Annotated in this window: 24 protein-coding genes; 7 read left to right on the top strand and 17 right to left on the bottom strand. The window is 64.4% G+C overall.

What is annotated here, in order from left to right; genetic code table 11:
* Window positions 1-36 precede the first annotated feature (36 nt).
* From AC3RCP_RS12375 to AC3RCP_RS12340, 8 genes are all read right to left on the bottom strand, one after another.
* Window positions 37-1,155, bottom strand: a complete 1,119-nt coding sequence (locus AC3RCP_RS12375; protein ID WP_492571573.1) for an ABC transporter substrate-binding protein — start codon at window positions 1,153-1,155, stop codon at window positions 37-39.
* Window positions 1,156-1,282: 127 nt separating this feature from the next.
* Entirely contained in the window at window positions 1,283-1,939 is a 657-nt protein-coding gene (locus tag AC3RCP_RS12370; RefSeq protein WP_007924929.1) for a GntR family transcriptional regulator, read from the bottom strand.
* Window positions 1,940-1,957: 18 nt separating this feature from the next.
* A complete protein-coding gene (locus AC3RCP_RS12365; RefSeq protein ID WP_007924927.1) occupies window positions 1,958-2,446 on the bottom strand; it encodes a RidA family protein in 489 nt (162 codons plus the stop codon).
* Between the two features lie 24 nt (window positions 2,447-2,470).
* Window positions 2,471-3,850 (bottom strand): aminotransferase, encoded by a 1,380-nt coding sequence (locus tag AC3RCP_RS12360; protein WP_492571572.1) that lies wholly within the window; start codon window positions 3,848-3,850, stop codon window positions 2,471-2,473.
* Between the two features lie 26 nt (window positions 3,851-3,876).
* A complete protein-coding gene (locus tag AC3RCP_RS12355) occupies window positions 3,877-5,469 on the bottom strand; it encodes a gamma-glutamyltransferase family protein (protein ID WP_087088164.1) in 1,593 nt (530 codons plus the stop codon).
* 31 nt (window positions 5,470-5,500) lie between these two features.
* Window positions 5,501-6,949: an NAD-dependent succinate-semialdehyde dehydrogenase gene (locus AC3RCP_RS12350; protein ID WP_007924910.1), complete on the bottom strand. Its 1,449-nt coding sequence runs from the start codon at window positions 6,947-6,949 to the stop codon at window positions 5,501-5,503.
* Window positions 6,950-7,335: 386 nt separating this feature from the next.
* Window positions 7,336-9,012, bottom strand: coding sequence for an MFS transporter (locus tag AC3RCP_RS12345; protein WP_101337494.1), 1,677 nt, complete (start codon window positions 9,010-9,012; stop codon window positions 7,336-7,338).
* A 293-nt stretch (window positions 9,013-9,305) separates the two neighbouring features.
* Window positions 9,306-9,437, bottom strand: a complete 132-nt coding sequence (locus AC3RCP_RS12340; RefSeq protein WP_256583235.1) for a hypothetical protein — start codon at window positions 9,435-9,437, stop codon at window positions 9,306-9,308.
* Window positions 9,438-9,578: 141 nt separating this feature from the next.
* Here AC3RCP_RS12340 and AC3RCP_RS12335 point away from each other — a divergent pair, with 141 nt between their 5' ends.
* Window positions 9,579-10,520: a class I SAM-dependent methyltransferase gene (locus AC3RCP_RS12335; protein ID WP_101337493.1), complete on the top strand. Its 942-nt coding sequence runs from the start codon at window positions 9,579-9,581 to the stop codon at window positions 10,518-10,520.
* A gap of 70 nt (window positions 10,521-10,590) precedes the next feature.
* Here AC3RCP_RS12335 and AC3RCP_RS12330 read toward each other — a convergent pair whose 3' ends face one another.
* From AC3RCP_RS12330 to AC3RCP_RS12320, 3 genes are all read right to left on the bottom strand, one after another.
* A complete protein-coding gene (locus AC3RCP_RS12330) occupies window positions 10,591-11,850 on the bottom strand; it encodes a DUF1479 domain-containing protein (RefSeq protein WP_492571598.1) in 1,260 nt (419 codons plus the stop codon).
* A 153-nt stretch (window positions 11,851-12,003) separates the two neighbouring features.
* Window positions 12,004-12,870: a helix-turn-helix domain-containing protein gene (locus AC3RCP_RS12325; RefSeq protein WP_492571571.1), complete on the bottom strand. Its 867-nt coding sequence runs from the start codon at window positions 12,868-12,870 to the stop codon at window positions 12,004-12,006.
* 64 nt (window positions 12,871-12,934) lie between these two features.
* A complete protein-coding gene (locus AC3RCP_RS12320) occupies window positions 12,935-13,723 on the bottom strand; it encodes a DeoR/GlpR family DNA-binding transcription regulator (protein WP_150050245.1) in 789 nt (262 codons plus the stop codon).
* A 180-nt stretch (window positions 13,724-13,903) separates the two neighbouring features.
* Here AC3RCP_RS12320 and yghX point away from each other — a divergent pair, with 180 nt between their 5' ends.
* A complete protein-coding gene (gene yghX / locus AC3RCP_RS12315; protein ID WP_492571570.1) occupies window positions 13,904-14,803 on the top strand; it encodes a YghX family hydrolase in 900 nt (299 codons plus the stop codon).
* Between the two features lie 51 nt (window positions 14,804-14,854).
* Here the strand turns inward: yghX and AC3RCP_RS12310 are convergent, their stop codons facing one another.
* Window positions 14,855-16,276: a phophatidylserine decarboxylase associated domain-containing protein gene (locus AC3RCP_RS12310; RefSeq protein ID WP_492571569.1), complete on the bottom strand. Its 1,422-nt coding sequence runs from the start codon at window positions 16,274-16,276 to the stop codon at window positions 14,855-14,857.
* A gap of 269 nt (window positions 16,277-16,545) precedes the next feature.
* A complete protein-coding gene (locus AC3RCP_RS12305) occupies window positions 16,546-17,490 on the bottom strand; it encodes a LysR family transcriptional regulator (protein WP_101337488.1) in 945 nt (314 codons plus the stop codon).
* Window positions 17,491-17,636: 146 nt separating this feature from the next.
* Here AC3RCP_RS12305 and AC3RCP_RS12300 point away from each other — a divergent pair, with 146 nt between their 5' ends.
* From AC3RCP_RS12300 to dsdC, 4 genes are all read left to right on the top strand, one after another.
* Window positions 17,637-18,041 carry a RidA family protein gene (locus AC3RCP_RS12300; protein WP_492571568.1) on the top strand — a complete coding sequence of 135 codons (405 nt, stop codon included), beginning with the start codon at window positions 17,637-17,639 and terminating at the stop codon, window positions 18,039-18,041.
* A 215-nt stretch (window positions 18,042-18,256) separates the two neighbouring features.
* Window positions 18,257-19,597, top strand: coding sequence for a GntT/GntP/DsdX family permease (locus AC3RCP_RS12295; protein WP_009043230.1), 1,341 nt, complete (start codon window positions 18,257-18,259; stop codon window positions 19,595-19,597).
* Between the two features lie 24 nt (window positions 19,598-19,621).
* Window positions 19,622-20,974 (top strand): D-serine ammonia-lyase, encoded by a 1,353-nt coding sequence (gene dsdA, locus AC3RCP_RS12290; protein WP_492571567.1) that lies wholly within the window; start codon window positions 19,622-19,624, stop codon window positions 20,972-20,974.
* A 24-nt stretch (window positions 20,975-20,998) separates the two neighbouring features.
* On the top strand, window positions 20,999-21,946 hold the full coding sequence (gene dsdC / locus AC3RCP_RS12285; RefSeq protein ID WP_492571566.1) for a DNA-binding transcriptional regulator DsdC: 948 nt from the start codon (window positions 20,999-21,001) through the stop codon (window positions 21,944-21,946).
* Window positions 21,947-21,977: 31 nt separating this feature from the next.
* On the opposite strand, the gene AC3RCP_RS12280 is transcribed toward dsdC, so the two are convergent.
* The 4 genes from AC3RCP_RS12280 to AC3RCP_RS12265 all read right to left on the bottom strand — a co-directional run bounded on the left by AC3RCP_RS12280 (window position 21,978) and on the right by AC3RCP_RS12265 (window position 23,838).
* Window positions 21,978-22,172 carry a DUF1289 domain-containing protein gene (locus AC3RCP_RS12280; RefSeq protein ID WP_007924891.1) on the bottom strand — a complete coding sequence of 65 codons (195 nt, stop codon included), beginning with the start codon at window positions 22,170-22,172 and terminating at the stop codon, window positions 21,978-21,980.
* Between the two features lie 41 nt (window positions 22,173-22,213).
* On the bottom strand, window positions 22,214-22,705 hold the full coding sequence (locus AC3RCP_RS12275; RefSeq protein WP_007924890.1) for a copper chaperone PCu(A)C: 492 nt from the start codon (window positions 22,703-22,705) through the stop codon (window positions 22,214-22,216).
* Window positions 22,705-23,310 (bottom strand): SCO family protein, encoded by a 606-nt coding sequence (locus AC3RCP_RS12270; protein WP_007924889.1) that lies wholly within the window; start codon window positions 23,308-23,310, stop codon window positions 22,705-22,707. The genes AC3RCP_RS12275 and AC3RCP_RS12270 overlap by 1 nt, the downstream gene beginning before the upstream one ends.
* 168 nt (window positions 23,311-23,478) lie before the next feature.
* Window positions 23,479-23,838 carry a hypothetical protein gene (locus AC3RCP_RS12265; protein WP_101337483.1) on the bottom strand — a complete coding sequence of 120 codons (360 nt, stop codon included), beginning with the start codon at window positions 23,836-23,838 and terminating at the stop codon, window positions 23,479-23,481.
* A gap of 172 nt (window positions 23,839-24,010) precedes the next feature.
* Between AC3RCP_RS12265 and AC3RCP_RS12260 the strand changes: the two genes are divergently transcribed.
* Window positions 24,011-25,456: a SulP family inorganic anion transporter gene (locus AC3RCP_RS12260; RefSeq protein ID WP_492571565.1), complete on the top strand. Its 1,446-nt coding sequence runs from the start codon at window positions 24,011-24,013 to the stop codon at window positions 25,454-25,456.
* Window positions 25,457-25,488: the final 32 nt, after the last annotated feature.

The raw sequence follows: 25,488 nt of genomic DNA, 5'->3' as shown, positions 1-25,488 counted from the left end.
AGGGGCGGCAAACCGCCCCCGCACACCGCGATGTCATTACTGGTCGGCGAGAACGAACTTGCCACTTTTCACAGTGAAGTAATGCAGTGAACCCGATCGGTCTCCGTCGGCCTGGAAGGAGATGTCGCCGGTCGCGCCTGGCAGGCGCTCGATGCTGCTGAGCGCATCGTTCATGGAGGCTCGATTGAGCTGGCCGCTGGCGCGCGCAGCCTTCGCCGCCGCGCCCAGGGTCAACGCCGTGTCGTAGCCCAAGGCCGCCCAGCCATTGGGCTCTTGCTGGTATTTGGCAACGTATTGCTGGACGAACGCTGCAGTTTGCGCTGACGTCTGCGAGTGGCTATCGAACATGCCATACAGCGTCATGCCCTCGGTGGCGCTGCCGCCCAACTGCACAAGCTGCGACGACAGCGCGCCATCGGTGCCGATCAGGCGGGCGTTGATGCCCAGCGATTGGGTCTGCTTGGCGATCATCGCTGCCTCGGTGTAGAAGCCGCCGATAAAAATCGCATCGGGCTTGCGCTGCTTGACGCCGGCGAGGATGGTCCGGAAATCCTTGGTCCCCAGGTTGTAGCTGTTCTGCCCGGCCAGGGTGCCGCCCGCCGCCACGAAGGCATCGGCGAAAGCCTTGTTGATCCCGATGCCGTAATCGTCCTGCTGGTACAGGATGTAGAGCGATTTGACTCCCATCGTCCGAGCGACGTACTCGCCCATCATCGCGCCCTGGGCCGCGTCGGTCATGATCAGGCGCCGGAAGTACGGGTTGATGCCCGTCAGCTGCGGGCTGGTGATCGCCGAGGCCACGATCGGCATCTGGCACTTTTTCAGGATCGGTGCGGCAGCCAGGGCGACCGAACTGAAGGTGTAGCCGGCGACCGCCAGGGTGTCCTGGTCCTCGCAGAAGCGCCCCGCCGCCAACACGCCATCGTTGGGCTGGCCATGATCGTCGGACACCTTGACCTGGAGGTTCACGTCGTCCTCCGACCTGACCTTCTCGACACCCAACTCAAAGCCTTTGCGCACATCCAGGCCGTAGGAAGCGAAATCGCCGGTCAAGGTGGCGGTAAAGCCGACCTGGACAGGTTCCGACGCACGCGAGACAACGGAACATAACAGCACTGCACTGCATGCCGCAGTTGATACTATTCGTTTGAACATGCTGCACCTCTTTAAATATTGTTATTGTTGAATTCAAGGCGAAACATCCCTGTCGCGACCTCCTTGACAACTAAGGAGGTCACGCTGAAACAAGTAGTAAATTTAACTGACGGCTCTCGCCAGGTTATTAACTTACTAAAGTTACCAGTGCAGGAATCGTAGCCCTTACATGTTCCCGCACCACCGACTCTACCAACGCCTGATCGCCACTTTTGAGGGCTCGAATAATGCCCGCATGATCATCCCGCGAAGTCATCGGTTTATCCGCATGTTCAAGCCATATGCGCATGTAAGGCTCCAGCGAGGAATGCAAGCCGACGAGCTGAGCATTGAGACGTGGCATGCCGGCCAATCCCGACAGGTACTCATGGAACTCACGATGTTTAGTGACCCATTCGGAATAATCCGAGTTGCACAGTTCCATCTGGTCAAGCAAATGTTCCAGAGTTGCAATGGATTGCGGCGTCAGCCTGGGCATGGCGAGACCGGCCGCCAGGGCTTCAAGGCTGGCGCGAATTTCGAATACTTCGCGCATTTCCTGCGCATTCAAGCCGCGCACGATTGCCCCGCGGTTCGGCCTGATATGCAGCAGTCCTTCGGCGGAAAGCCTGCGGAAGGCTTCGCGCACCGGCATTCGGCTCATGCCGATTTCAGCGGCAATATCCTCGGCGACGAGCCGCTCTCCCGCGCGATAACGGCCCTGCCGGATTCCGCTTTCGATGAAGCGATATGCCTCACCTTCAGCCGAAAGTGCGAGTCCGTTAAATTCGATTTGCTCAGCCATGACACCCTCTGTATATGCTCAGGAAAACTCGACAGTCACCCAAGTTTCGAAACAGTAATCGTCCGCTAGCGACGTGACTCCGATGGTTGCCCTTGGGGCAATTCCTATTGTCTCCCCAAAGGCGTCCACCAGTAAATCGCTCATGGCGCTCGACACCAGATGCGGCTCGGTAAAATCAATGTCGCAGGCTACAAAGTTAAGAACTCTGGCAATACCCACTACACGATCCAGATCACCAATGGCATTCTTGATCGCGGCAATGCAATTAATACCCGTCAACTTTGCCGCTTCACGCGCCTGATCGACATCAATGGAACGCCCTACGCGGCCGGGATATCTCGCCTCGCCTTGGGCATTCAACCCGGCGGTTTGCCCGGACAGAAACAACAAGTTGCCGCTGATATAGTGAGGCTTCATTTTTCCATATTTGGTGCCGTAGTAATGTTCGCCCACTTCGGCAAGCGGTAATTCAATGCCCATCTCTTTTAAACGCTGTTCAACTTTCATGCCGCCGTGCTCCTGTCTCGTGTTTCAACGACTGCCCTGGACCTCAACAGTCACTTCGGCCAGCGCCTCTTCGTAACGGTCCAACAGGTCTGCAAGTTGCTCTTGAGTAATGATCAACGGCGGGCACAACGCAATGGCATCACCGATATTGCGCGTAATGACCTTACGACGGAACAACGCAGCGGACATCATCGTCCCCAGGTTTCCGGCGGCCAGGTATGGCGTCTTGTCATCCTTGTTGCCAACGAGTTCGATCGCCCCGATCAAACCCAGGGACCGCACCTCGCCTACCAGCGGATGCGCGGCAAGCCTGGCCAGGCGAGTGGCCAGGTATTCGCCCAGGGCACAGGCCTTCGCCACCAATTCACGCTCTTGGATGATCTTGATGTTCTCCAGCGCCACCGCGGCAGCCACCGGATGCCCCCCTGCCGTCAGGCCATGGCCAAAGGTGCCGCGACTCGCACTTTGCGCAGCGACGGCCGAGTAGACCTTTTCGTTGATCAGCAAAGCGGAAATCGGCAGATAGGAAGATGAAAGCTGCTTGGAGAGCACCATCATGTCCGGGGTGATGCCGAAGTGCTCGCTGCCGAACATCTTGCCGGTCCGCCCGAAGCCGCAGATCACCTCATCGGCGACCAGCAGAATGTCGTGCTTTTCAAGGACCGCCTGGATCAAGGTCCAGTAACCGGCCGGTGGCAGTATTACCCCTCCCGCGCCCATCAAGGGTTCAGCGAACATGGCGCCAATGGTCTGCGGCCCCTCGCGCATAATCAGTGCTTCCAGTTCCTGTGCCAGGCGCTGGGAAAAATCCGCTTCGGACTCACCCTGCCGGCCTTCGCGGTAATAGTGCGGCGCGGTCAGATGAAAGAAACCCGGCAACGGCGCGTTGAAACCACCCTGGACATGGGGCAGGCCGGTCAGGCTGGAGGCACCCAGCGTTACACCGTGGTAGGCACGATTGCGCGAGATGATCTTGGTCTTCTGTGGCTGGCCCAAGGCATTGGCGCGGTACCACACCAGCTTGATCGCCGTGTCGTTGGCCTCGGAACCGGAGTTGGTGAAGAAGGCCTTGCTCATGGGAACAGGCGCCAGGGCGATCAGCTTTTGCGCCAGTTCAACCAAGGGCTGGTTCGAGCGCTGGGTGAAGGTGTGGTAGAACGGCAGCTTCTTCATCTGCCGCGCAGCCGCTTCGACCAAGCGCTCCTCGCTGAAGCCGACCGCCACGCTCCAGAGGCCGGACAGTGCTTCGATGTACTTCTCACCCTGCTCGTCAAAAACGTAGATGCCCTCCCCGCGGTCCATGATCAGCGAGCCTTCCTCGCGGTTCTTCACTGCATTGCTGAATCCGTGCAAGTGATGCTGTGCATCGAGGCGGGAAAGGTTCTGTTCGGTAGGTGCGTGCATGTTTTTATTCTCTTGTAAGGGGTGGGTCAGTAACCGACAGCCTGGCCGTCACGACGGGAATCGGAGGCGGCAACGTAGCTGCCGTTTGCGCCGCACTGGATCAGCTGGGCGCTGCCAAACTCCATGCTCCCGGGCTCATGGATCTGCAGGTGGTGACCGCGGTTTTTCAGCGATTCAATGACATGGGCCGGGGTATGCGCCTCCAGGTGAACGACGGGCCCCGCCTCGACGCGAAAACGCGGGGCATCGCTCATGGCCTGCGGGTTCTGATCAAAGCAGGCCAGGCGCGTCATCATTTGCAGGTGACCTTGTGCCTGCATGCTGCCGCCCATCACCCCCATGGCCATGACCGGCTCGCCTCCCCGGCTGATGAAACCCGGGATGATGCTGTGCAAGGGCTTTTTCCCCGGGCTGACCTGGTTCACATGCCCAGGCTCCAGGACAAACCCCATGCCACGGTTGTGCAGGCTGATGCCGGTGCCGGGCACGACGACCCCGGAGCCGAAACCTTTGTAGTTGGACTGGATAAACGAAACCATCATCCCGTCGGCGTCCGCCGCGGCGAGATAGACCGTACCGCCAAGCGCTGGAGTACCGGCGACCACCGATGAAGCCTGGGGCTGAATGAGCTGTGCACGCTGGCGCAGATAGTTCTTGTCCAGCAGCGCCTCGGCCGAATGCTTCATGTGCGTGCGATCACCGACATGCGCATGCAGATCCGCAAAGGCGAGCTTCATGGCTTCGATCATCACGTGATAGGCATCAGGGCTGTCGAGGCCCATGGATTCAATATCGAACGACTCGAGCATGCCCAGCGCCATGAGGGCGGCGATGCCCTGGCCGCTGGGCGGGATCTCATGCAGGGTGTAGCCGCGAAAGTCCTGGCTGATCGGTTTGACCCATTCCACTTCCATGGCCGCCAGGTCGTCAGCGCACAAGGCGGCTCCGCACTGCCTGGCGAAGGCCAGGATCCGTTCGGCGAGCTCGCCACGATAGAAACTTTCGCCATGGCTTTGCGCGATGCTCTGAAGCGACGCCGCCTGCTCGGGAAAACGCCACCAGTCACCTGCCGCGGGCAATTTACCGTCTCGCGTGAAGGCCTCGCGAAAACCTGGCTGCTCCATCAGGTCGGGGGCCTGGGCCTGCCACTGTCGGGCGATCTGCGGACTGACAGCGAACCCCTCCTGCGCATACTCGAGCGCCGGCCCGAACAACTGCGGGAACGGCAACTTGCCAAAACGTCGCGACAGGGCTGCCCAACCCGCTACCTGCCCCGGCACCGTCACGCTGTCCCAACCTTTGGTCGGCATCTGGCGCTGGCCGGCAAAATGTTCCAGGTCCCAAGCCGCGGGGGCCCGTCCGCAGGCATCGAGACCGTGCAGCTGGCCGTTGTCCCACACCAGGGCGAACAGGTCGCCGCCGATACCGTTCATGACCGGCTCGACCACGGTCAGGGCGATTGCCGTGGCCAACGCCGCATCCACCGCATTACCGCCAGCCAGCAGCATTCGTACGCCGGCTTGCGCCGCCAGCGGCTGCGAAGTGGTGACAACGTTCTTCGCCAGCAGCGGCATCTTTTGCGATGGGTAGGGAAGATCCCAGTTGAATGTCTTGTGCATTATTTTTCACTCAGCATGGAAAGGGCTTAACTCAGACCTGAATACAAGCGAACTTGGTTTCCAGATACTCATTGATTCCTTCCCGGGCCCCTTCGCGGCCCAGTCCGGATTGTTTGACTCCGCCAAAAGGCGCGACTTCATTGGCGATCAAATGGCTGTTGACGCCGACCATGCCGTACTCCAACTGGCGCAGCACACGGAACACCCGCGCCATGTCCCGGCTGAAGAAATAGGCAGCCAGACCGTATTCGGTGGCGTTGGCCATGGCGATGGCCTCCTCCTCTGAAGAGAAGCGATACAAGGCGGCAACCGGCCCGAAGATTTCCTCACGGGCCATGCGCATTGAGGCATCCACTTCTGCCAGGACCGTCGGTTCAAAGAACGTGCCGCCCAGCGAGTGCCGGCTGCCGCCCAGCAACAGGCGCGCATTCCCGGCCACGGCATCGCCGATCAAGGCGTCGAGCTTATGCACGGCACGTCCGTCGATCAGAGGACCGACCTGCGTGCCTGGGTCCAGGCCATCGCCCACCTTCAGCGCTTTCACCGCGTCAATCAAACGCTCGAGGAATTCATCGTAAATGCCCGCATGCACCAGAACGCGGTTGGCACTGGTACACATCTGCCCGGCGTTGCGAAACTTGACCGCGACCAGGGATTTCACGGCGGCGTCCAGGTCCGCATCCTCGAAGACGATAAAAGGTGCGTTGCCTCCCAGTTCCAGCGACAGCTTCTTGATGGACGGGGCACATTGCGCGATCAGCATGCGCCCCACCTGGGTAGACCCGGTGAAGCTGATCTTTCTTACCGTGTCGCTCGCGCACAGCACGTCGCCAATCTCCTGCGGATCCCCGGTAATCACCGAGAAGACCCCTGCCGGCAAGCCAGCCTCTTCTGCCAGGGCAGCCAAGGCCAATGCCGACAACGGTGTCTGCTCCGCGGGCTTGAGGATCAGGGTGCAGCCCGCCGCCAGCGCGGGGGCGACTTTGCGAGCGATCATCGATGAAGGGAAATTCCACGGGGTGATCGCCGCACACACGCCCACCGGTTCGCGAAAAACCAGGTAGTGCTGGTCCTCCGAAGGCGACGGCAGCACCTGCCCCTCGATACGACGCGCCTCCTCGGCGAACCAGCGCAGATAGGCCACCGTGGAGCCCACTTCACCACGCGCCTCGGCCAGCGGCTTGCCCTGCTCCGCCGTCAGGATGCGGGCCAGCTCTTCAGTGTGCGACTCAACCAGCTCGGCCCATTGGAACAACAGCCTGGCCCGCTCCTTGGCGGGCTGCATCTTCCAGCTCTGCTGGGCCAGCCTGGCTCGCTCAATGGCATCCAGGGTCTGCGCAGCGCCCACACGGGGTACCGAGCCAATCGCCTGGCCGGTAGCCGGATTGGTCACGCTGAAAGTTCGTTTGTCTGGCGCCTCGATCCAGTGACCCGCGACGAAACACTGATCCTTGATGAGCTCACAGGGTAGAGATTGCATTTTTGGCTACCTGGATAATTGGATACATTAATACATGAATCCATATAAGCACCTTTATTCAAGTCCGGCAATTCCAAAAAACGACAGGACATACCCCTGAGCGACACGGTTTGATGAGCGTGGCGAGGCGTTGCAATTGATCTGAATGGGGAAAGGCCGTGGCGCCCGCTGCCTGGAGCGTTGAACCACTGCGACGGGCTAAAGCGGATGTTCGGCTCGGCCGCTCAAGGAGCGCCCTCGATGAACTCGATAAGGATGGGACTTGGCGTTGCGTCGCGCGCAATCACAGGCACAGCGATGCAATGGCTGTAGCGCCTGCGCCATCGGTAAGAATTGCCCGCCACACGAGGCACGCCCTCTCCCAGGCGGGAGAGGACGTGCGCACCTCAAGCGTGGTGAATGTCCCGATCCTTGGTTTCCGGCAAGAAGAAAGTGCCCAGGATCGCCGTCATCACCGCGATGACGATCGGGTACCAGAGCCCGTAGTAGATGTCCCCGGTGGCCGCCACCATGGCGAACGCCACCGTCGGCAGGAAGCCGCCGAACCAGCCGTTGCCGATGTGATACGGCAGCGACATCGAGGTGTAGCGGATGCGCGCCGGGAACAGCTCCACCAGCCAGGCGGCGATCGGGCCGTAGACCATGGTCACGTAGATCACCAGCAGGGTCAGCAATGCCAGCACCGCCGGATAGTTGGTCTTGGCCGGATCGGCCTTCTCGGGGTAGCCGGCGTCCTTGAGGGCGCTGCCCAGGGTGGCGACGAAGGCATCGTTCTGCGCCTTGAAGTCGGCGGCCGGCATGCCGGTGCCTTCGAAGCTCGCCAGCACCTTGTCGCCGATCCGGATCTGCGCCACGGCGCCCGGCTCGGCCTTCTCGTTCGCGTAAGGGATGGCTTTCTTCGCCAGCACGCTCTTGGCCAGATCGCAGGAACTGGTGAATTTGGCCTTGCCCACTGGGTCGAACTGGAACGAGCACTGGGCGGGATCGGCGATCACCGTGACCGGGTTGCGCGCCTGGGCACTGAACACCTCGGGGTTACCGTATTCGGTCAGCGCCTTGAAGATCGGAAAGTAGGTCAGCGCCGCGAGGACGCAGCCGGCCATGATGATGCCCTTGCGCCCGATGCGGTCCGACAGGCTGCCGAACAGGATGAAGAACGGCGTGCCGATCAGCAGCGAGCCGGCGATCAGCAGGTTGGCGGTCTGCGGGTCGATCTTGAGCGTCTGCAGCAGGAAGAACAGCGCGTAGAACTGCCCGGTGTACCAGACCACCGCCTGGCCGGCGGTACCGCCGAGCAGCGCCATGATCACGATCTTGAGGTTGTCCCAGCGGGCGAAGGACTCGGTCAGCGGCGCCTTGGACGACTTGCCTTCGGCCTTCATCTTCTGGAACACCGGCGACTCGCTCAGTTGCAGGCGGATGTACACCGAGACGATCAGCAGCAGGATCGACAGCAGGAAGGGAATCCGCCAACCCCAGGCCTCGAAGGCTTCGGTGCCGAGGATCGTGCGGCAGGCGAGGATCACCAGCAGCGACAGGAACAGGCCCAGGGTCGCCGTGGTCTGGATCCACGACGTGAAGTAGCCGCGCTTGCCCTTGGGGGCGTGCTCGGCCACATAGGTCGCCGCGCCGCCATACTCGCCGCCCAGCGCCAGGCCCTGCAGCAGGCGCAGGCTGATCAGGATGATCGGCGCCGCCACGCCGATGGTCGTGTAGCTGGGCAGCAGGCCGACCACGGCGGTGGAGACCCCCATGATCACGATGGTGATGAGGAAGGTGTGCTTGCGCCCGATCATGTCGCCCAGGCGGCCGAACACGATCGCGCCGAACGGCCGCACGGCAAAGCCCGCGGCGAATGCCAGGAGGGCGAAGATGAAGGAGGTGGTTTCGTTGACGCCAGCAAAGAAATGCTTGGCGATGATCGCGGCGAGAGAGCCGTAAAGGTAGAAGTCGTACCACTCGAATACGGTGCCCAGGGAGGAGGCGAAAATGACCTTGCGCTCCTCCCGGGTGATCCCGCGGTTGGGCGTGCTGCCCGTGGTTGTACTGTCGATTGCCGGCATGAGGGTTCTCCGTCTTGTTCTTGTTATAGGCCGGAGTGCCTTACTACCCTTGCCGCACCCAGGCCCTGGGCTGATGTCATCGAACTGAAGCTCATTGAACAGATGTTCACCGAACTGATGTCACCGAACTGAAGCTCATCGAACTACGGATTGCACAAAGCATGGAAACAGACTGACGGCCTCGCATCGCTGCAAGGTTCCCTGAAGCATAATCAGCTTCACGCAGATATCCACTCGCCCGCTGCCTGACGGCCCCTGCCACGCCGCCGCCAATCATCACGGCCGTCGATCATTCAAATCATGAAAGCGGATTTTTCATTTTCCACCGATGCCTTCAGAATGGCGCCACCTTCAATACCGTCGGACAAGTACGTCATGAATATCAATTTTGCGGTCGCCTGCATGATCGTGGTTTCCTTTGCCATCGCCCTGTTCCACACCTGATCGGCAGCCCCGCTCGACATAGCCCCCGGCCATCGGCACGGGTGCCGGCCACTGACTTGCCGCGTTCCCCACGCGGCATTTGTGTTTAAAATGCCCGCCCTTTTATTGCCGGCCCTCCTTCGATGAACCCCGACGCCCTCTCCATCCTGCACCATCACCTGCTGACAGCCCTGGCCTGCGCTCCCGCGGAAACCCGGCGCCTGTTCCATGGCCGCGGGCGTTGCTGGCCGGGGCTGGAGCAAGTGACCGTGGACTGGCTGCAGGGCGTGGTGCTGGTGGCGCTGTTCAAGGAGCCGGAGCCGCAGCAGCTGGAGGCGCTCAAGCAGTTGCTGCTGGCACTCAGCACCTCGCCGCAGTGGCAGGCCTGTGGCGCCCACACCCTGCTGCTGCAACACCGTTATCAGCTGCAAAGCCCGGTGGACTGGCTAGTGGGCGAGCCTATCGATGAATGGACCCTGGTCGAGGAAGGCCTGCGCTATCGGGTGGACCTGGGTCAGAAGCAGAACAACGGCCTGTTTCTCGACATGCGCTACGGCCGCAACTGGGTGCGCGCCAATGCCCGGGACAAGCGCGTGCTGAACCTGTTCGCCTACACCTGCGGCTTCTCGGTGGCGGCCATCGAAGGCGGCGCGACCCATGTGGTCAACCTCGACATGTCGCGCGCGGCCCTGAGTCGTGGCCGCGACAACCACCGGCTCAACGGCCACGACCTGAGCCGGGTGAGCTTTCTCGGCCACGACCTGTTCAAGTCCTGGAGCAAGGTGAAAAGTAGCGGGCCCTACGACCTGGTGATCATCGACCCGCCTTCGTTCCAGAAAGGCAGCTTCCTGCTGACCAAGGACTACGCCCGGGTGCTGCGGCGCCTGCCGGAATTGCTCACGGCCGACGGCTGCGTGCTGGCCTGCATGAACGACCCGGCCGTTGGCTCGGACTTCCTGATCGACGGCGTCACCCGCGAAGCCCCGGGCCTGCGCTTCGAGCAACGCCTGGACAACCCGCCGGAGTTTCCCGATAGCGATATCGAGAGCGGCTTGAAGGCGCTGGTGTTCCGCCGGGTCGAATAAGCCCGGCATCCCTCGCCCGGCCCCTCAGCAGACACCACCGCCCTCGGCCTGAGCACCGGCAGCCCGGGGGTCACTCCAGCCCCAACCCACGCCGGCCGATGGCATTGAGTTCCTCGGGGCCGAACCGGCTCTGCCAGGTGCTTTCATAGTCTTCCCGGGGAAAGTCCGGCGGCGATACGCCCCGCTCGAAGGCGCCATACACCGCCTTGGCGTAAGCCTGGTTTTTCGCGCACATGGGCGCCGCCGGCACGTACATCACATTGCCCCAGCCCTGCTGGTTTTCCACGGCGGCCACGCTGTGGACCAGGTCGCAATGCCACCACACCGAATCGCCGGCGCGCACCTCGGGGATCGGCCGCAAGGCCTGCATCAACAGCGGGTGCCATTGCCGGGAAACCGGTAACACCTGGCCCGGCGCCACGCCGCACAATTCATCTTCCGGCACGTCGTCGAGCAACGGGCGCAACAGCAGGTAGGCCATGGCCTTGGGAATCGGCACGCAGTGCAGCACGCCCTGGTCGGCGCGCATGTCCGACAGCGCGGTCCAGCCCTGGAAGGTCCTGAACACCGAACACGTCACCGTGTCGCGGTAAGCGTACTCGTCGACCTCGGTGCGATGCGCCGCGTCCCAGGGGTCGTAGGCCGCGAAGTCATTACGGTAAAGGCTGTCGAAGACCTTCAGGTAGGCCGGGTGCAGCCAGCGTTCCAGGGCGCCGGAATCGGTGTGCGGGCCCAGGCCCCTGGAACGGGTGCCCGGCGGCCGGCGCCGGACCCGGTCGGGGTACAGCACATTCACCTGCGGGTCGAACCATTGCCGGCCCTGGGACTCGCTCTTCCACAGCCGGTTGAGAAAGACCTGCACCCGGGCCATGCGCTCGTGCTGGCGCAACTGCATCTGCGCCCGCGACCAGTAGATCGGCAAGATCTGCGGTCGCGAAGCCTCCAGGTTGCCGAAGAAGCGGTCGACCGGGCCGCGGTAGATCCGCTCGAAATCATTGCGCGCCAGATAGCCCAGCAGATCCCGGTCCCAGGCGCTGACGGTGTCCCGGGCGAAGTGCCCGCGCACCATCACGCAGCCGCGCCGGTGGATCGCCGTGCGCTGTTCGGCGCTGACCCGGCCCGCGGCGATCTGCGCATAGTCCAGCTGCGGCCAGGCCTGGCCGCCCTGGGCATCGATCGAGGCGATCTCCTGCTCGATAAAGGCGCTGACCTCGGCGAACAGCGACTGCACGTCGCCGATCCGCGCACGCAGGGCGCGCTTCATCCGCACTATGTGCTCACGGTAGTTGTCGGGCAGGGTCTGGCAGTGGAAGGCAGCGTAAGGATTCATGGTCATGGCCTGTGTCGTTCGGGTCGGGAGAAGCGCGAGCATGGCGCCGCGCTGTCGCCATGAAACCCCAGGGCCCTGGCCGCAGGCAGTGGGGTTTGGCGCGTCGAGCGATACGATTGTGGCGTTTCCAGCGCCGCTGGCAGCAGGATGCTGTCACTGGAAATGCGCGCGGTGGCGCTGGCGAAAAGCCGAAGGGGTCATGCCCTGCCGGGCCTTGAACTGGCGATTGAACAGGGCCAGCGAGCCATAGCCCACGGCCTCGGCAACCTGGGTCACCGGGGTCTGCGGCCCTTGCACCAGCAGCGCGCAGGCACGGCCGATGCGCAGGCGGGCGATGTACTCCAGGGGCGTCGCGCGGGTATGGCGGCGGAACATCCGGTGAAACGCCGAGACGCTGACACAGGCCATCCGCGCCAGCTCGGCGATGCTCAGCGCTTGGCAGTAATGCGCGTGAATATGCTCCAGCACCCGCTGCAGACGCCCGTCCTCGATCACCGCCGGCCCGGCGGCGGCCGGCAGGATCTTCTCGGCGCCACGGTCGCGACTCAGGCGCGTCAACAAGGCCAGCAACGACACCAGGCGCGTCGGCTCGTCCTGCGCGACCATGGCCTCGATCAGCGGGCGCGACTCCCACGCCGCCTCGCCGCTGAACTGCAAGGCACCGCGGGCCGCGGCCAGCAGGGGGCGCAGGCCGGCCATTTCCGCAAACAGCTCGACCAGGGCAGTCGCCCAGGCTTCGGAAAACCAGATCACCAGGGCGATATGGGGCTGGCGCGGGTCGATCCGCTGCTGCGAACTCCAGCTGTGGGGCACGTTCGGCCCCACCAGCACCAGGTCGCAATCGTCATAGGCACGCACATCGCCGCTGATATAGCGCTGCCCGCGACTGTTGAGGGTCAGGGTCAGTTCGTATTCGGGGTGGTGGTGCCATTCGAAGGGAATTTCCTCGGGCAGACGCCGATCGAGCATCGACCAGGAGGCGGTGGCCGTGGTGGGGATCTGCTCGAAGCTCGGTTTCATGGCGACACGCTGTCCTGTTGGCGAGGCTCATGGCCAGAGAAAGTACCCTGAAGCGGCGCCGCCGTCACACCGGTGCCTGCACCACCTCGATGCCCAGGCGCCGGTAGTCCTCGATGCTGCCCGAGGCCAGATGCTGCTCGGTGATCAGCGTATGCAGGCGATTGCACGGCGCCACGGCGAAGGGTTCCACCGCGCCGAGCTTGTCGGCGGTGGTCACCGCGATGACCTGGGAAGCGCTGTCGAGCAAGGCCTGCTTTACCGGCACTTCGTCGAAGTGCAGCGAGGTGATGCCGACCTCCGGGTGAATCGCGCACACCCCGGTGAACAGCAGGTCGGCGCGGATGCCCTGGATCAGGCGTACCGCCTCATGGCCGCCGGAAGACAGGGTCGCCGGGTTGAGCCGGCCGCCGGCGAGAATCACCTGGCTGCGCGGGTATTCGGCCAGGGCGACGGCGATCAGCGGCGAAGCGGTGACCGCGGTGATGCCGATATCGGCAGGTAGCGACTGGGCGATCAGCAGCGTGGTCGAGCCCGAGTCGAACATCACGATCTGCCCTTCCTGCACCTGCTGCGCGCCGAGCCTGGCCAGGTGGCGCTTGACCTCGCTGCTTTCGCCCAGGCGGGTGAACACATCCTTGCCGGTGTCCTTGGGCCGTGGCAGCGCGCCGCCGTGCACCCGCTGCAGCAGCCCGGCATCGGCCAGCTCCGCCAGGTCGCGGCGGATGGTGTCCTCGGAAACCGCGAAATGCTGGCCCAGCTCGGACGCCATGACCTTGCCGTCGCGTTCGAGCAGCAACAGGATCTTCTGCCGGCGCACATGGGGCAGTTCGGCGATGGAATGCTGGTTTTGCATGGTTATGCCTGTTTTTGCGTGTTTATGCGAGATTAGCCAAGTCTTTGCCCAAACACAACGTCGGCCCTGCGCATTGGCCGCTCGGGCCCAGGCTTGCTTTACTGAGGCAACCGGGGCGAATTCGTCCCGCCCACAAGTCATGGGGCACCCGGACGCCCATGAGTGAGGAGATAACGCGCGATGCAACGTCTCAGTGCCAAAGACTTCGCCCCCGAGCTGCTCGAGCTCTACGACTACTACGCCCACGGCAAGATCAGCCGCCGCGAGTTTCTCGACCGGGCGGCGGCCTTCACCCTGGTCGGGCTGACCGCCAGCGCCACCCTCGCCGCCCTGACGCCGAACTACGCCCTGGCCGAACAGGTGTCGTTCACCGACCCGGCGATCGTCGCCGAATACATCACCTACCCCTCGCCCAAGGGCCACGAACAGGTCCGGGGTTATCTGGTGCGCCCGGCGAAGGCCGAAGGCAAGTTGCCGGCGGTGGTGGTGGCCCATGAAAACCGCGGGCTCAACCCGTACATCGAGGACGTCGCGCGGCGCCTGGCCAAGGCCGGTTTCATCGCCCTGTCCCCCGACGGCCTGACCTCCCTCGGCGGCTACCCCGGCAACGACGACAATGGCCGCGAGCTGCAACTGAAGGTCAATCCGGAAAAGCTGATGAACGACTTTTTCGCCGCCGTCGAATGGTTGCTCGAGCACGACGCCAGCACCGGCAAGGTCGGCATCACCGGCTTTTGTTATGGCGGTGGCGTGGCCAATGCCGCGGCCGTGGCCTACCCGGAACTGGCGGCGGCCGTGCCCTTCTACGGGCGCCAGCCGGACAGCGCGGAAGTCGAGCGGATCCAGGCGCCGCTGTTGCTGCACTACGCCGAACTGGACACCCGCATCAACGAAGGCTGGCCGGCCTACGAGCAGGCACTGAAAGCCGCGGGCAAGACCTACGAAGCCTATATCTACCCCGGGGTGAACCACGGTTTTCACAACGACTCGACCCCGCGCTACGACGAGGCGGCGGCCACCCTGGCCTGGGACCGGACGCTGGCGTGGTTCCACAAGTACCTGGTCCAGGCCAGCGGCTGACAGCGGTTTGCAGGCGACGGCGCGAGGGCGCCGTCGCTTGTGCTCGGCGGCTCAGCCCTTGTTCAGCAACGCGGTGGCGATCACCGTGCCCATGGGCGTCGGTTGCGGGTCGTTCTGGTGCGCGACCGCGTTCACCGCCCAGTCCTCCAACTGCACCCGGCCCTTCTGGAAGATCATCATGTGGGTCGAACCACCGAACTCGAAATGCCCGATCTCGGTGCCACGGGTGATGTTCACCGGTGCCGCGCCTTGGTCGACGATGAACGGCGGCTCGATCACGCAGGTCGAGACCTCGACCATGCCGATGCAGATCAGCGCGACATATCCGCAGGTCGGGTGCTCGAAGACAAAGATCGCCCGGGCGGCGACATGCCCCAGGTACGGCTGCGACTCGGTGCCCTCCCAGGTGCCCTCGCCTTCGCCCTGGGCCGGACGCTGGGCGAAATAGGTGCCCGGCTGCACCCAGGAGCGCACCAGCTTGCCATCGAGCGGGGCGTTCCAGCGGTGATAGTGGGTCGCCGACAGGAAGCCCTGGTAAGCCTGCCCACCCTGGAACGGCGCGGCCCACTGCTCCTGGCCGCCGAACAGATCGAGCAGCGAGTAATTGACGTCCTTGATCCAGAACTCGGTCTCGAACGCCACATCGTTTTCGTACTGCCAGGGCGTGGTCTCGCAGCCGATATCGACCTGGGTCAGCGGATTGCCCTGGAACGGCCGCGCGCCGGGCACGAACCTGCGGATGAAAAACGCGTTCCAGGAATCGAAGCCGTAGCCGGGCAGGTTCGGGTCATGCTCCATCTGCGTCCAGACCCCGGCCTCATGGGCCGCCGCGGAGATCCACGAGCCCTCTTTTTCCGGGTCGTTGATGTCCAGCTTGTCGAGGGAAGCGCTGCTCTTGAGGAAGGCGTTCCAGGCATTGAGGACCTTCTTGAACTGCTGGTTGAAGGTCGTGTCATGGAACAGCGCGACACCCGCCTCGGTACCCATCGACACCGCCAGGAAAGCGTTCATCGGCGTGCCGACCTGGGCCGTGGCGTTGAACGACGAGGAGGTGCTGATGATCTCGTTGAGAATCTCGAAGAAGCTGTCGTAGCCGGCGATCCACAGTGCATCGCCGTCCGTGCCCTTGATCTGCTCCTTGGTCGCCTCGTCCAGGGTCGCCACGTAGGCGTTGGACTGTTCGATCATCGAGTTGACCCACATGCGGTACACGCTGTTGTGGGTGACCCAGGTCTTGAACTCGATGATTTGCGTGCGCATCGGGGTCAGGGTGCCGGCCTTTTTCTTCTCGGCGATCAGGTTGCGCAGCGGCACCAGGAATTTGGCCGTGGCCCATACCCGGTTGGGCACCCAGAAGCCCATCTGGATCGGCCCGGCGTTGGCCAGCGTCAGGCGTTCGGCGCCGGTGCTTTCCAGGCGTGCCTGGCGCGACGGCTGTTTGGGGTTGTTGAGCTGTTTGTCGTACTGAGTCATGTCTTTACTCCTTTAAAGAGGCGGCGCCCGGGCTGCGATGGCCCGGGCGCGACCAGACCGCGATGAGGTACTGGCCAGCAAACGACTGCTCCAACAGGCGTTCATGTCAGGGGGCGACAAGGGTCTGGTACGGGGTTGAACGACACTCCGTGTCCTTCTCGCAATGCCGGTCCCGGGCAGAATGCGGCGGCCGAACGGCCATCTACAGGCGCGACTTGCCTGGACAAGTAAAGCTGCTCTGGCGGGTTTCTGGGGGGCGCCCAGAAAGTTCATGTAACCGGTCGCTTCACGCCCCCGGCTCGGCTGGCGATGGGCGCATGTTCGGCCATCAGCTCGGCGACCCAGTCGATAAACACCCGCAGCTTGATGCTGATATGCCGATTGGGCGGGAACGCCACGTAGATCGGCATCGGCTCGAGCCGCCAGTCCTCGAACAGACGCACCAGCTCGCCCCGTTCCTGATGCGCCCGGGCCATGTAGTCCGGCAGCCAGAGCACGCCCAGGCCCGCCAGGCCGGCGGCGAGGTAGGCATTGCCATCGTCGACCGCCAGCACATAGCGGCCCTTGATCTGCAGGCTCTCGCCGTGGCCGTGCATGGCATAGGGCAAGGCCTTGCCGGTGCGCGCCCAGAGAAAACCGACGATGCGATGCAACGAATCCTCCAGTTCGCGCGGATGCGCGGGGGCGCCGAGGCGCTCCAGGTAGCCGGGCGCCGCATACACGCCCAGCTGGAGGTCGCCGACCCGCCGCGCCATCAGCGACTGGTCCGTCAACTCGCCGCCGCGCACCACGCAATCCACGTTCTCGCCAAGCACATCGACGATGCGGTCGCTGACGCCCAGGTCGATCTGGATGTCCGGGTAGCGGGCGTGAAACCCGGGCAGCGCCGGCACCAGGATCATGCTCGCCAACGGGCTGGGCACATCCACCCGCAGGCGTCCCCTGGGCAGCGCCGAGGCACTGGACAGGCTGGTCTCGGCATCGTCGAGGTCGGCCAGCAGGCGCACCACACGCTCGTAATACACCGCGCCGTCGGCGGTCAGGTGGACCCGGCGCGTGGTGCGGTTGAGCAACTTGACCCGCAGGCGCGCCTCCAGCTGCTGCACCAGTTGCGTCACGCTGGTCTTGCTCATGTGCAGCGTGTCGGCGGCCTTGGTGAAGCTGCCCGCCTCCACCACCCGGGCAAAGGCCTGCATCGCATCAAATCGGTCCATTTCCACCCCGGCTAACCATTGGATTGTTTGGATTCCACAAACAGTGATGGCTACGGTTGCTGGTTTATCGGCCCGGCGCAAGTGCCTAGAGTCAGCTTCATCGTTCATTCCAGGTCGGCTTCGGCCCTTATCGATGGAGGCAACACATGACTCAGCGCGACGTGGTTTTTCCGCCCGGACGCCAGGCACTTTACCAGCGCAACCGCTACTCGCCGGCGATCCGCTCCAATGGCTTTCTGTTCGTTTCGGGGCAGGTCGGCAGCACCGCCGACGGCTCGCCCGAGCCGGACCTCGAGGCCCAGGTGCGCCTCGCGTTCACCAACCTCAACACCATCCTGGCGGCCGCCGGCAGCTCCTTCGAGGATGTGATCGATGTCACGGTGTTTATCGTCAATCCCGAAACCCGCTTCGAAACCATCTGGAAGGTGGTGCCGGAGTTCTGGGGCCAGGCGCCGCACCCGACGCTGACAGCCGTGGGCGTGACCTGGCTCTATGGCTTCGACTTCGAGATCAAGGTCATCGCCAGACTGCCGGAAAGCACCGCCGGCTGACTCACACCCCTCGACCGGGTCACGCCCGTGGCCCGGGATTCCACGGCCGGACCGGCCTCGCGGCTCCCATTCCCACGCCCATTCCCACGCCTGACCCAGCATCACCCATCTGCTGAGCAATGATCTTTTGTCAGCCCCGCGCGGCCGAGCGTTAACTCTCGTCCCGCGAAGTCCTTTGACGGACCCCGTCACAAAATCAATAAGAGGGTTGGCCGATGCAAAGCAATGGCGCGTTGCTGTGGGTGTTGTTAGCCGCGATCGTGATGATCGTGGTGTTGATTGTCAGGTTCAGGGTGCATGCCTTTCTGGCGCTGATCGCCGCCTGCGGCCTGGTCGGGTTGGGCTCGGGAATGCCCTTGAATGCCATGCTCGAATCGTTCCAGAAGGGCCTGGGCGATACCCTGGGGTTTCTCGCCGCGATCATCGGGCTGGGCAGTATCCTCGGCAAGATGCTCGAAGAGTCCGGAGGTGCCGAACGCATCGCCCGGACCTTGCTCGACACCCTGGGCGAGCGGCGCGCCTCCTGGGTGATGATGCTGGTGGGGTTCATCGCCGGCATCCCGGTGTTCTTCGAGGTCGGCTACATCCTGCTGATTCCGCTGGTGTACGTGGTGGCCAAGGCCACCCGCCTCAACCTGCTGCACCTCGGCGTGCCGCTGGCGGTGTCGCTGATGTGCGTGCACTGCATGCTGCCGCCGCACCCGGCGGCCATGGCCATTACCCACTTGCTGGGGGCCGACGTCGGCAAGGTGATCCTCTACGGCCTGATCGTCGGCCTGCCCACCGCCATCGTCGCCGGGCCGCTGTGGATCCGCCTGGTGGCGCGCAGCCAGGCCGAACCCTGGCAGGCGGCCTTCCTCGAGGAGCGCTGCGAGGCCCGTGGCGAACGAGTGCTGCCGGGCTTCTGGCTGACGTTGCTGACCATCCTGCTGCCGCTGCTGCTGATGATCGGCAAGACCTTCGCCAGCGCCCTGCCCGCCGGCTCGACGCTGTCCGGGCTGCTGTCGTTCTTCGGCAACCCGCTGGTGGCGCTGCTGATCGCCGTGGTCTTCGCCTACTGGTCCCTGGGGCTGCGCCGTGGCCTGGGCATGCAAGACCTGCTGGGGCACACCCAGAAAAGCCTGCCGCCGCTGGCCAGCATCCTGCTGATCATCGGTGCCGGTGGTGCCTTCAACGGCATCCTGATCGACAGCGGCGTGGGCAAGGTGCTGGCCGATTCCCTGACCCGGCTGGACATCAACCCCGTAGTCCTGGCTTGGCTGGTGGCGGGCCTGATGCACTTCGCGGTGGGCTCGGCGACCGTGGCCATGATGAGCGCCGCCGCCATCGTGCTGCCGACCCTGGGCGTCGACTCCGGCTACAGCAAGGAGATCATCGTGGTCGCCATCGGCGCCGGGGCCATCGGCTGGACCCACGTCACCGACTCAGCCTTCTGGGTGGTCAAGGAATACCTCGGGGTGTCGCTGGCCGATGCCCTCAAGACCTTCACCAGCGCCACGGTCCTGGCCTCGGTGGTCGCCCTGCTGCTGACCCTGGCCCTCTCTCATTTCGTTTAAACCTTTGCTACAGGAGACTTCCCCATGATCGCAGGCCAGCCACTCGCTACCTGGACCCGCCGCTACCCGCTGCTCGAAGAGCTGATGGCGTTGCGCGAAACCACCTGGTTCACCCCCACCCGCGCGCCCCTGGCCGATGGCCTGGGCGATCTTGCGCTGAGTGCCGCCGACGTGGCCGACGCCAGCGCCCGCCTTGAGCGTTTCGCCGCGTATTTTCGCGTGGCTTTTCCCGAGACCTTGGCCAACAACGGCATTCTCGAATCGCCGATCCAGCCGCTGCCGGCCTTGCAGGCGGCGCTGGCCAGCCGCTATGGGCAAGCCCTGCCCGGAGCGCTGTGGATCAAGCAGGACAGCCACCTGCCGATCTCCGGGTCGATCAAGGCCCGCGGCGGTATCTACGAGGTGCTCAAGCACGCCGAATGCCTGGCCCTGGAGGCCGGCCTGCTGCACCCGGACCAGGACTACAGCGTGCTCGACTCGCCCCAGGCCCGGGCGTTCTTCAGCCACTACCGGATCGCCGTCGGCTCCACCGGCAACCTGGGCCTGTCCATCGGCCTGATGGGCGCCCGGCTGGGCTTCCAGGTCACGGTGCACATGTCCGCCGACGCCCGCCAATGGAAGAAGGACAAGCTGCGCGCCCATGGCGTGAACGTCATGGAATACCAGAGCGACTACAGCATCGCCGTGGCCCAGGGGCGCCAGCAGGCCAGCGCCGATCCGGCCTGCCACTTCGTCGATGACGAAAACTCCACCGACCTGTTCCTCGGCTACGCCGTGGCCGCCGAACGCCTGAGCCGGCAACTGGCGCAGGCCGGGGTCCGGGTCGATGCCGAGCACCCGCTGTTCGTCTACCTGCCCTGCGGCGTCGGCGGTGGCCCCGGCGGCGTGGCGTTCGGCCTGAAGCTGGCGTTCGGCGACGCCGTTCACTGTATATTTGCCGAGCCCACCCATTCGCCGTGCATGCTGCTTGGGGTGCACACCGGGCTGCATGACGAGGTGTCGGTGCAGGACTTCGGCATCGACAACCGCACCGCCGCCGACGGCCTGGCCGTCGGCCGCGCCTCGGGTTTCGTCGGCCGCGCCATGCAGCGGTTGATCGAGGGTTACTACACCGTCAGCGACGACGAGCTGCATGCCCTGGTCTGGCTGATGGCCAAGCACCAACAGCTGCACCTGGAGCCCTCGGCGGTGGCCGGCGTCCCAGGCATCGCCCGGGTGCAGGCCCAACGTGAGCAGTACCTGCAGCGCAGCGGCCTGAGCGCCGCGGCTTACGCCCGGGCCACCCACCTGGTCTGGGCCACGGGCGGCAGCATGGTCCCGGACACCGAGATGCAGGCCTACCTGGCGCAAGGCGCCCGGGTGCTGCAAAGCTCATAACCGACCGACAGGAGAAGCGCCGGCTTGTACAACCTACCGCCCCGACTGGATGCCAAGCTCAACAGCAGCCAGTTCTCGAACCTGTTCACCTTCCAGGCCGCGGCCCGCCACCTGAGTTTCAGCAAGGCCGCCGATGAGTTGTGCCTGACCGCCAGCGCGGTCAGCCATCGCATCGCCCGGCTGGAGGCGGAGCTGTCGATCCAGCTGTTCCGCCGGCTGACCCGGCGGGTCGAGCTGACCGAGGCCGGCGAACGGATTTTCGCGATCCTCCAGCAGACCCTGGGCGAGCTGTCCGAAGTCCTGGCCCAGCCGGTCGACGCCGACCTGGCCGGGCCGCTGACCCTGTACGCCCACCCGTCCATCGCCCATTCCTGGCTGGTGCCGCGCCTGGCCGAGTTCGGCCAGCGTTTTCCCGGGGTCAGGCTCGACCTGCGGGTGGGCAACGACCGCATCGACTTCCGCACCCGGCAGATCGACCTGGCGCTGTACTACGGCAATGGCGAGTTCCATGGGCTGGCGGCGCACAAGCTGATGCAGGAGCGGGTCGCACCGGTGTGCAGCCCGCAATACGCCGAACGCCAAGGATTGACCGGCGCGGTCGAGCAACTGCAACAGTGCACCCTGCTGCATGACTCGCTGGCCTGGGACCACGCCACCTTCGATTCCGAATGGGCGCTGTGGATTCGCCAGCACGGCGCCGGCGTGGCCATGCCAAAACGCGGGGTGACTTTCGATCGCTCGGACCTCTGCGTTACCGCTGCCATCCACCATGCCGGCGTGGCGATCGGGCGCGAGCATCTGGTCAGCGAGGCGATCGGGCAAGGCCGGCTGGTGCTGCCGTTCAGCGGGTTTACCCGCAGCGGCGAATACGACTACTACATCGTCCACCCGGCCCTGGAGGCCCTGCCGCGACGGGTCTCGGCCTGTATCGCCTGGTTGCGCGAGTGTGCGGCGCAAACGCCGGGAACCTGAAGGCCGGCGCTGGAGGCCGGCTGGGGGGAGATCAGCGGCTGGCGCCGCCGCCCTTCTTGCGCAGCGCCTTCAAGCGCTGGCTCGCCCGCTGCACCGCCGCCATCTTTTCCGGGCGCTTCATGCGCTTCCATTGGCGGATGTCGTCCTTGCTGCGCCCGCAACTCAGGCACAGGTCGCCGCTCAACTGGCAAACGGCGATGCAGGGGTTGTCGATTTCCTTGGCCATGCTTCAGCCTGGCTGCCGGTCGTCGCAGGTGCCGCCAACCATCAATGCTGCATCTTGCTGTGGTCGGGCATGTTCAGCGCGCGGGCCTGGGCCTCGACCTTGATCGACTCTTTTTCGCCCTTGGCATTTTCCACCACCAGGGTCAGCGGCACCTTGTCGCCTTCCTTCACCTGGGCGACCAGGTCGATCAGCATCACGTGATAACCGTGGGGGTCCAGGGCCACGGCCTTGCCGGCCGGCAACGCGACGAAGTCCGCCGGGCGCATGCTCATCACATCGTTGTGCATGCTCGACTGGTGAATCTGCACGATCTTGGCCACTGGCGACTCGACGCTGAGCAGCTTGCTGTCGTCGCTGGCGGTCAGGGTCATGAAGGCCCCGGTCGCCTGTTGCCCGGCGACGGTGGCGCGTACCCAGGCGTCGTCGACCTGGGTCTGGGCCGCGGCCTGGCCCGCCAGGCCCAGCAGGGACAGGCCGATCAGGATGCGTTTGGCGCGTTGGGCGATAGCGGTTTTATTCAGGGCCGGGTACATCAGCAGACCTCCATGACGGTCAGTAGATCTTCCGCGCACTCTTGCGCGGTAAGCGATTGGGACAAGCCAAGGCGCAACGTGCCCCGGGAGTCGTAGACAAAACTGGTGGCGGTGTGGGACAGGGTGTAGGTCGAACCGCTGGGGATCTTCTCGTAGAACACGTCGAATTCCTTGGCCGTGGCCGCGGTCTGCTCCAGCGTGCCGTACAGCGCGACGAACGACGGGTCGAAGGCCTTGACGTAGGCGTCGAGGACCTCCGGGGTATCCCGCTCGGGGTCCAGGGTGATGAAGATCACCTGCAGGCGGTCGCCGTCGCGGCCCATCAGTTTCTTGGCCTGGGCCGCGCGCGCCAGCGTCGTGGGGCAGATGGCCGGGCACTGGGTGAAACCGAAGAACACCATCGGCATCAGGCCGCTATAGCTTGAGAGCGTCCTGACGTTGCCCTCGGTGTCCTTCAGCTTGAAGGTACGGCCCATGATCTTGTCGCTCAGGTCCTTGCCATATTTGTACGACAGCTGGCCCCGGGTATCGCAGCCGGCCAGAAGACCGAGACCCAACACCCCCATACCTGCAATCACCTCGCGGCGACTCAACAAAACACTCATTCGTTACCGCCCTTTGAGGAGCCGAAAGTCCAGACGACCCGCCAGGCGGCCCATCCGTAAAAGCCACGCATGGTAGCAAAACGAGGCGCCCCGCTTCCTGCCAAATGGATGACAGGTTGTGTGCGACCTTGGTCGGGTGCGGCGTTTAGCCGCGCTTGCCAGCGGCGCTCAGCCCAGCCGCGCCAGGCGTTGTTGCCAGTTGCCGCCGTTGATGCGCTGGCACTGTTCTTCGCTGTCGTAGCGCACATGGGCCGCCAGCGCCTGCAACTCCACGCCGGCGTCATGCAGCGCCATGGCTGTCAGTTCGAGCATGCGCTCGCCCTGCCCGCAGGCCAGGGCCAGGGACTTGCTGGCCTGGGTGTCGAACACCCATACCACCCTCAGGCTGGCGGGAAACGCCGCGTAATCGACCACATGGGTCAGCCAGGAGAACCCGACGATTTCCGCCTTGGCGGTTTCGCAGGCGTCGGTGAGGCTGGCAGCCAGGCGGCGTTCGAGACGCGCCTGCTCGCGTTTGCTTGATGGCATGGAGGCTCCTTGGCTGCCCGGTATTAAGCGCCGAAGCCGTGCAGTCTTGCCGCGAGCGCCCATCAATACAAGCCCCATGGCTGGCTGGCGCGGCTGTAATTCCGTAACATTCGCCGCCTTTCGACAATCCCCCGCAACCCCGGCCGCCCCTGGCCACCCTCTCAGGTAAACCATGAAACCCGCTCACCTTCGCGCCGACGTCCTGGCCGGGCTCACCACCTCTTTCGCCCTGGTGCCCGAGTGCATCGCCTTCGCCCTGGTCGCCCACCTCAACCCGCTGATGGGCCTGTACGGGGCCTTTATCATCTGCACCCTGACCGCGCTGTTCGGCGGCCGCCCGGGGATGATTTCCGGCGCCGCCGGGTCGATGGCGGTGGTGATCGTCGCGCTGGTGGTGCAGCACGGCGTGCAGTACCTGCTGGCCACGGTGCTGCTCGGTGGCCTGGTCATGATCGCCTTCGGCCTGCTGCGCCTGGGCAAGCTGGTGCGGATCGTGCCGTACCCGGTGATGCTCGGCTTCGTCAATGGCCTGGCGATCATCATTGCCCTGGCCCAGCTGGAGCACTTCAAGGCCGATGAACGCTGGCTCGGCGGCACGCCCCTGTGGCTGATGCTCGGGCTGGTGGCGCTGACCATGGCCATCGTCCATCTGCTGCCACGCTTGAGCCGCGCGGTGCCGCCGGCGCTGGTGGCGATCCTCGGGGTCGGCCTGCTGGTCTACCTGCTGGGCCTGCCGACCCGCACCCTGGGCGACATGGCCCATATCGCCGGCGGCCTGCCGCGCCTGGTGCTGCCGGACATCGCGTGGAACCTGGAGACCCTGGGCATCATCGCCCCCTACGCGTTCCTGATGGCCATGGTCGGGCTGCTGGAAACCCTGCTGACCCTCAACCTCACCGACGAAATCACCGAGAGCCGCAGCTTCCCCGACCGCGAATGCGTGGCCCTGGGCGCGGCCAATATCGCCTCCGGCCTGTTCGGCGGCATGGGCGGTTGCGCAATGATCGGCCAGACCGTGATCAACCTCAGCTCCGGCGGCCGTGGCCGGCTGTCCGGGGTGGTCGCCGGGACGATGATCCTGCTGTTCGTGCTGTTTCTCTCGCCCCTGATCGAGCGCATTCCACTGGCGGCGCTGGTGGGGGTGATGTTCGTGGTGGCCCAGCAGACCTTCGCCTGGGGCTCGCTGCGGGTGCTGCACAAAGTGCCGCTGAACGACATGCTGGTGATAGTCGCGGTGACCATCATCACCGTGTTCACCGACCTCGCCATCGCGGTGCTGTGCGGCATCGTCATCGCCGCCCTCAACTTCGCCTGGCAGCATTCGCGCGAGCTGTACGCCGACAGCCACGAGGAAGCCGACGGCAGCAAGCTGTACCGGGTCCACGGCACCCTGTTCTTTGCCTCGACCACCTCCTTCCTCAACCACTTCGACCCGGCGGGCGACCCGGCCCAGGTGACCCTCGACTGCCGCCACCTGAGCTTCGTCGACTACTCGGCCATCGCCGCCCTGAAAACCCTGCGCGAACGCTACGGCAAGGCCGGCAAGCACCTGCGGGTGACCCACCTGTCCGAGCGCTGCAAGCAGTTGCTGAAACGCGCAGGCATCCAGCACGGCTGAGCCCTCAAGGTGGAGCCCTGCGCTCCACCTCG

The sequence above is a fragment of the Pseudomonas sp. GW822-FHT05A08 genome (genome assembly GCF_058800485.1).
Note: the sequence above shows the minus strand (reverse complement) of the source record. Positions and strands in the feature narration are given on the sequence as shown.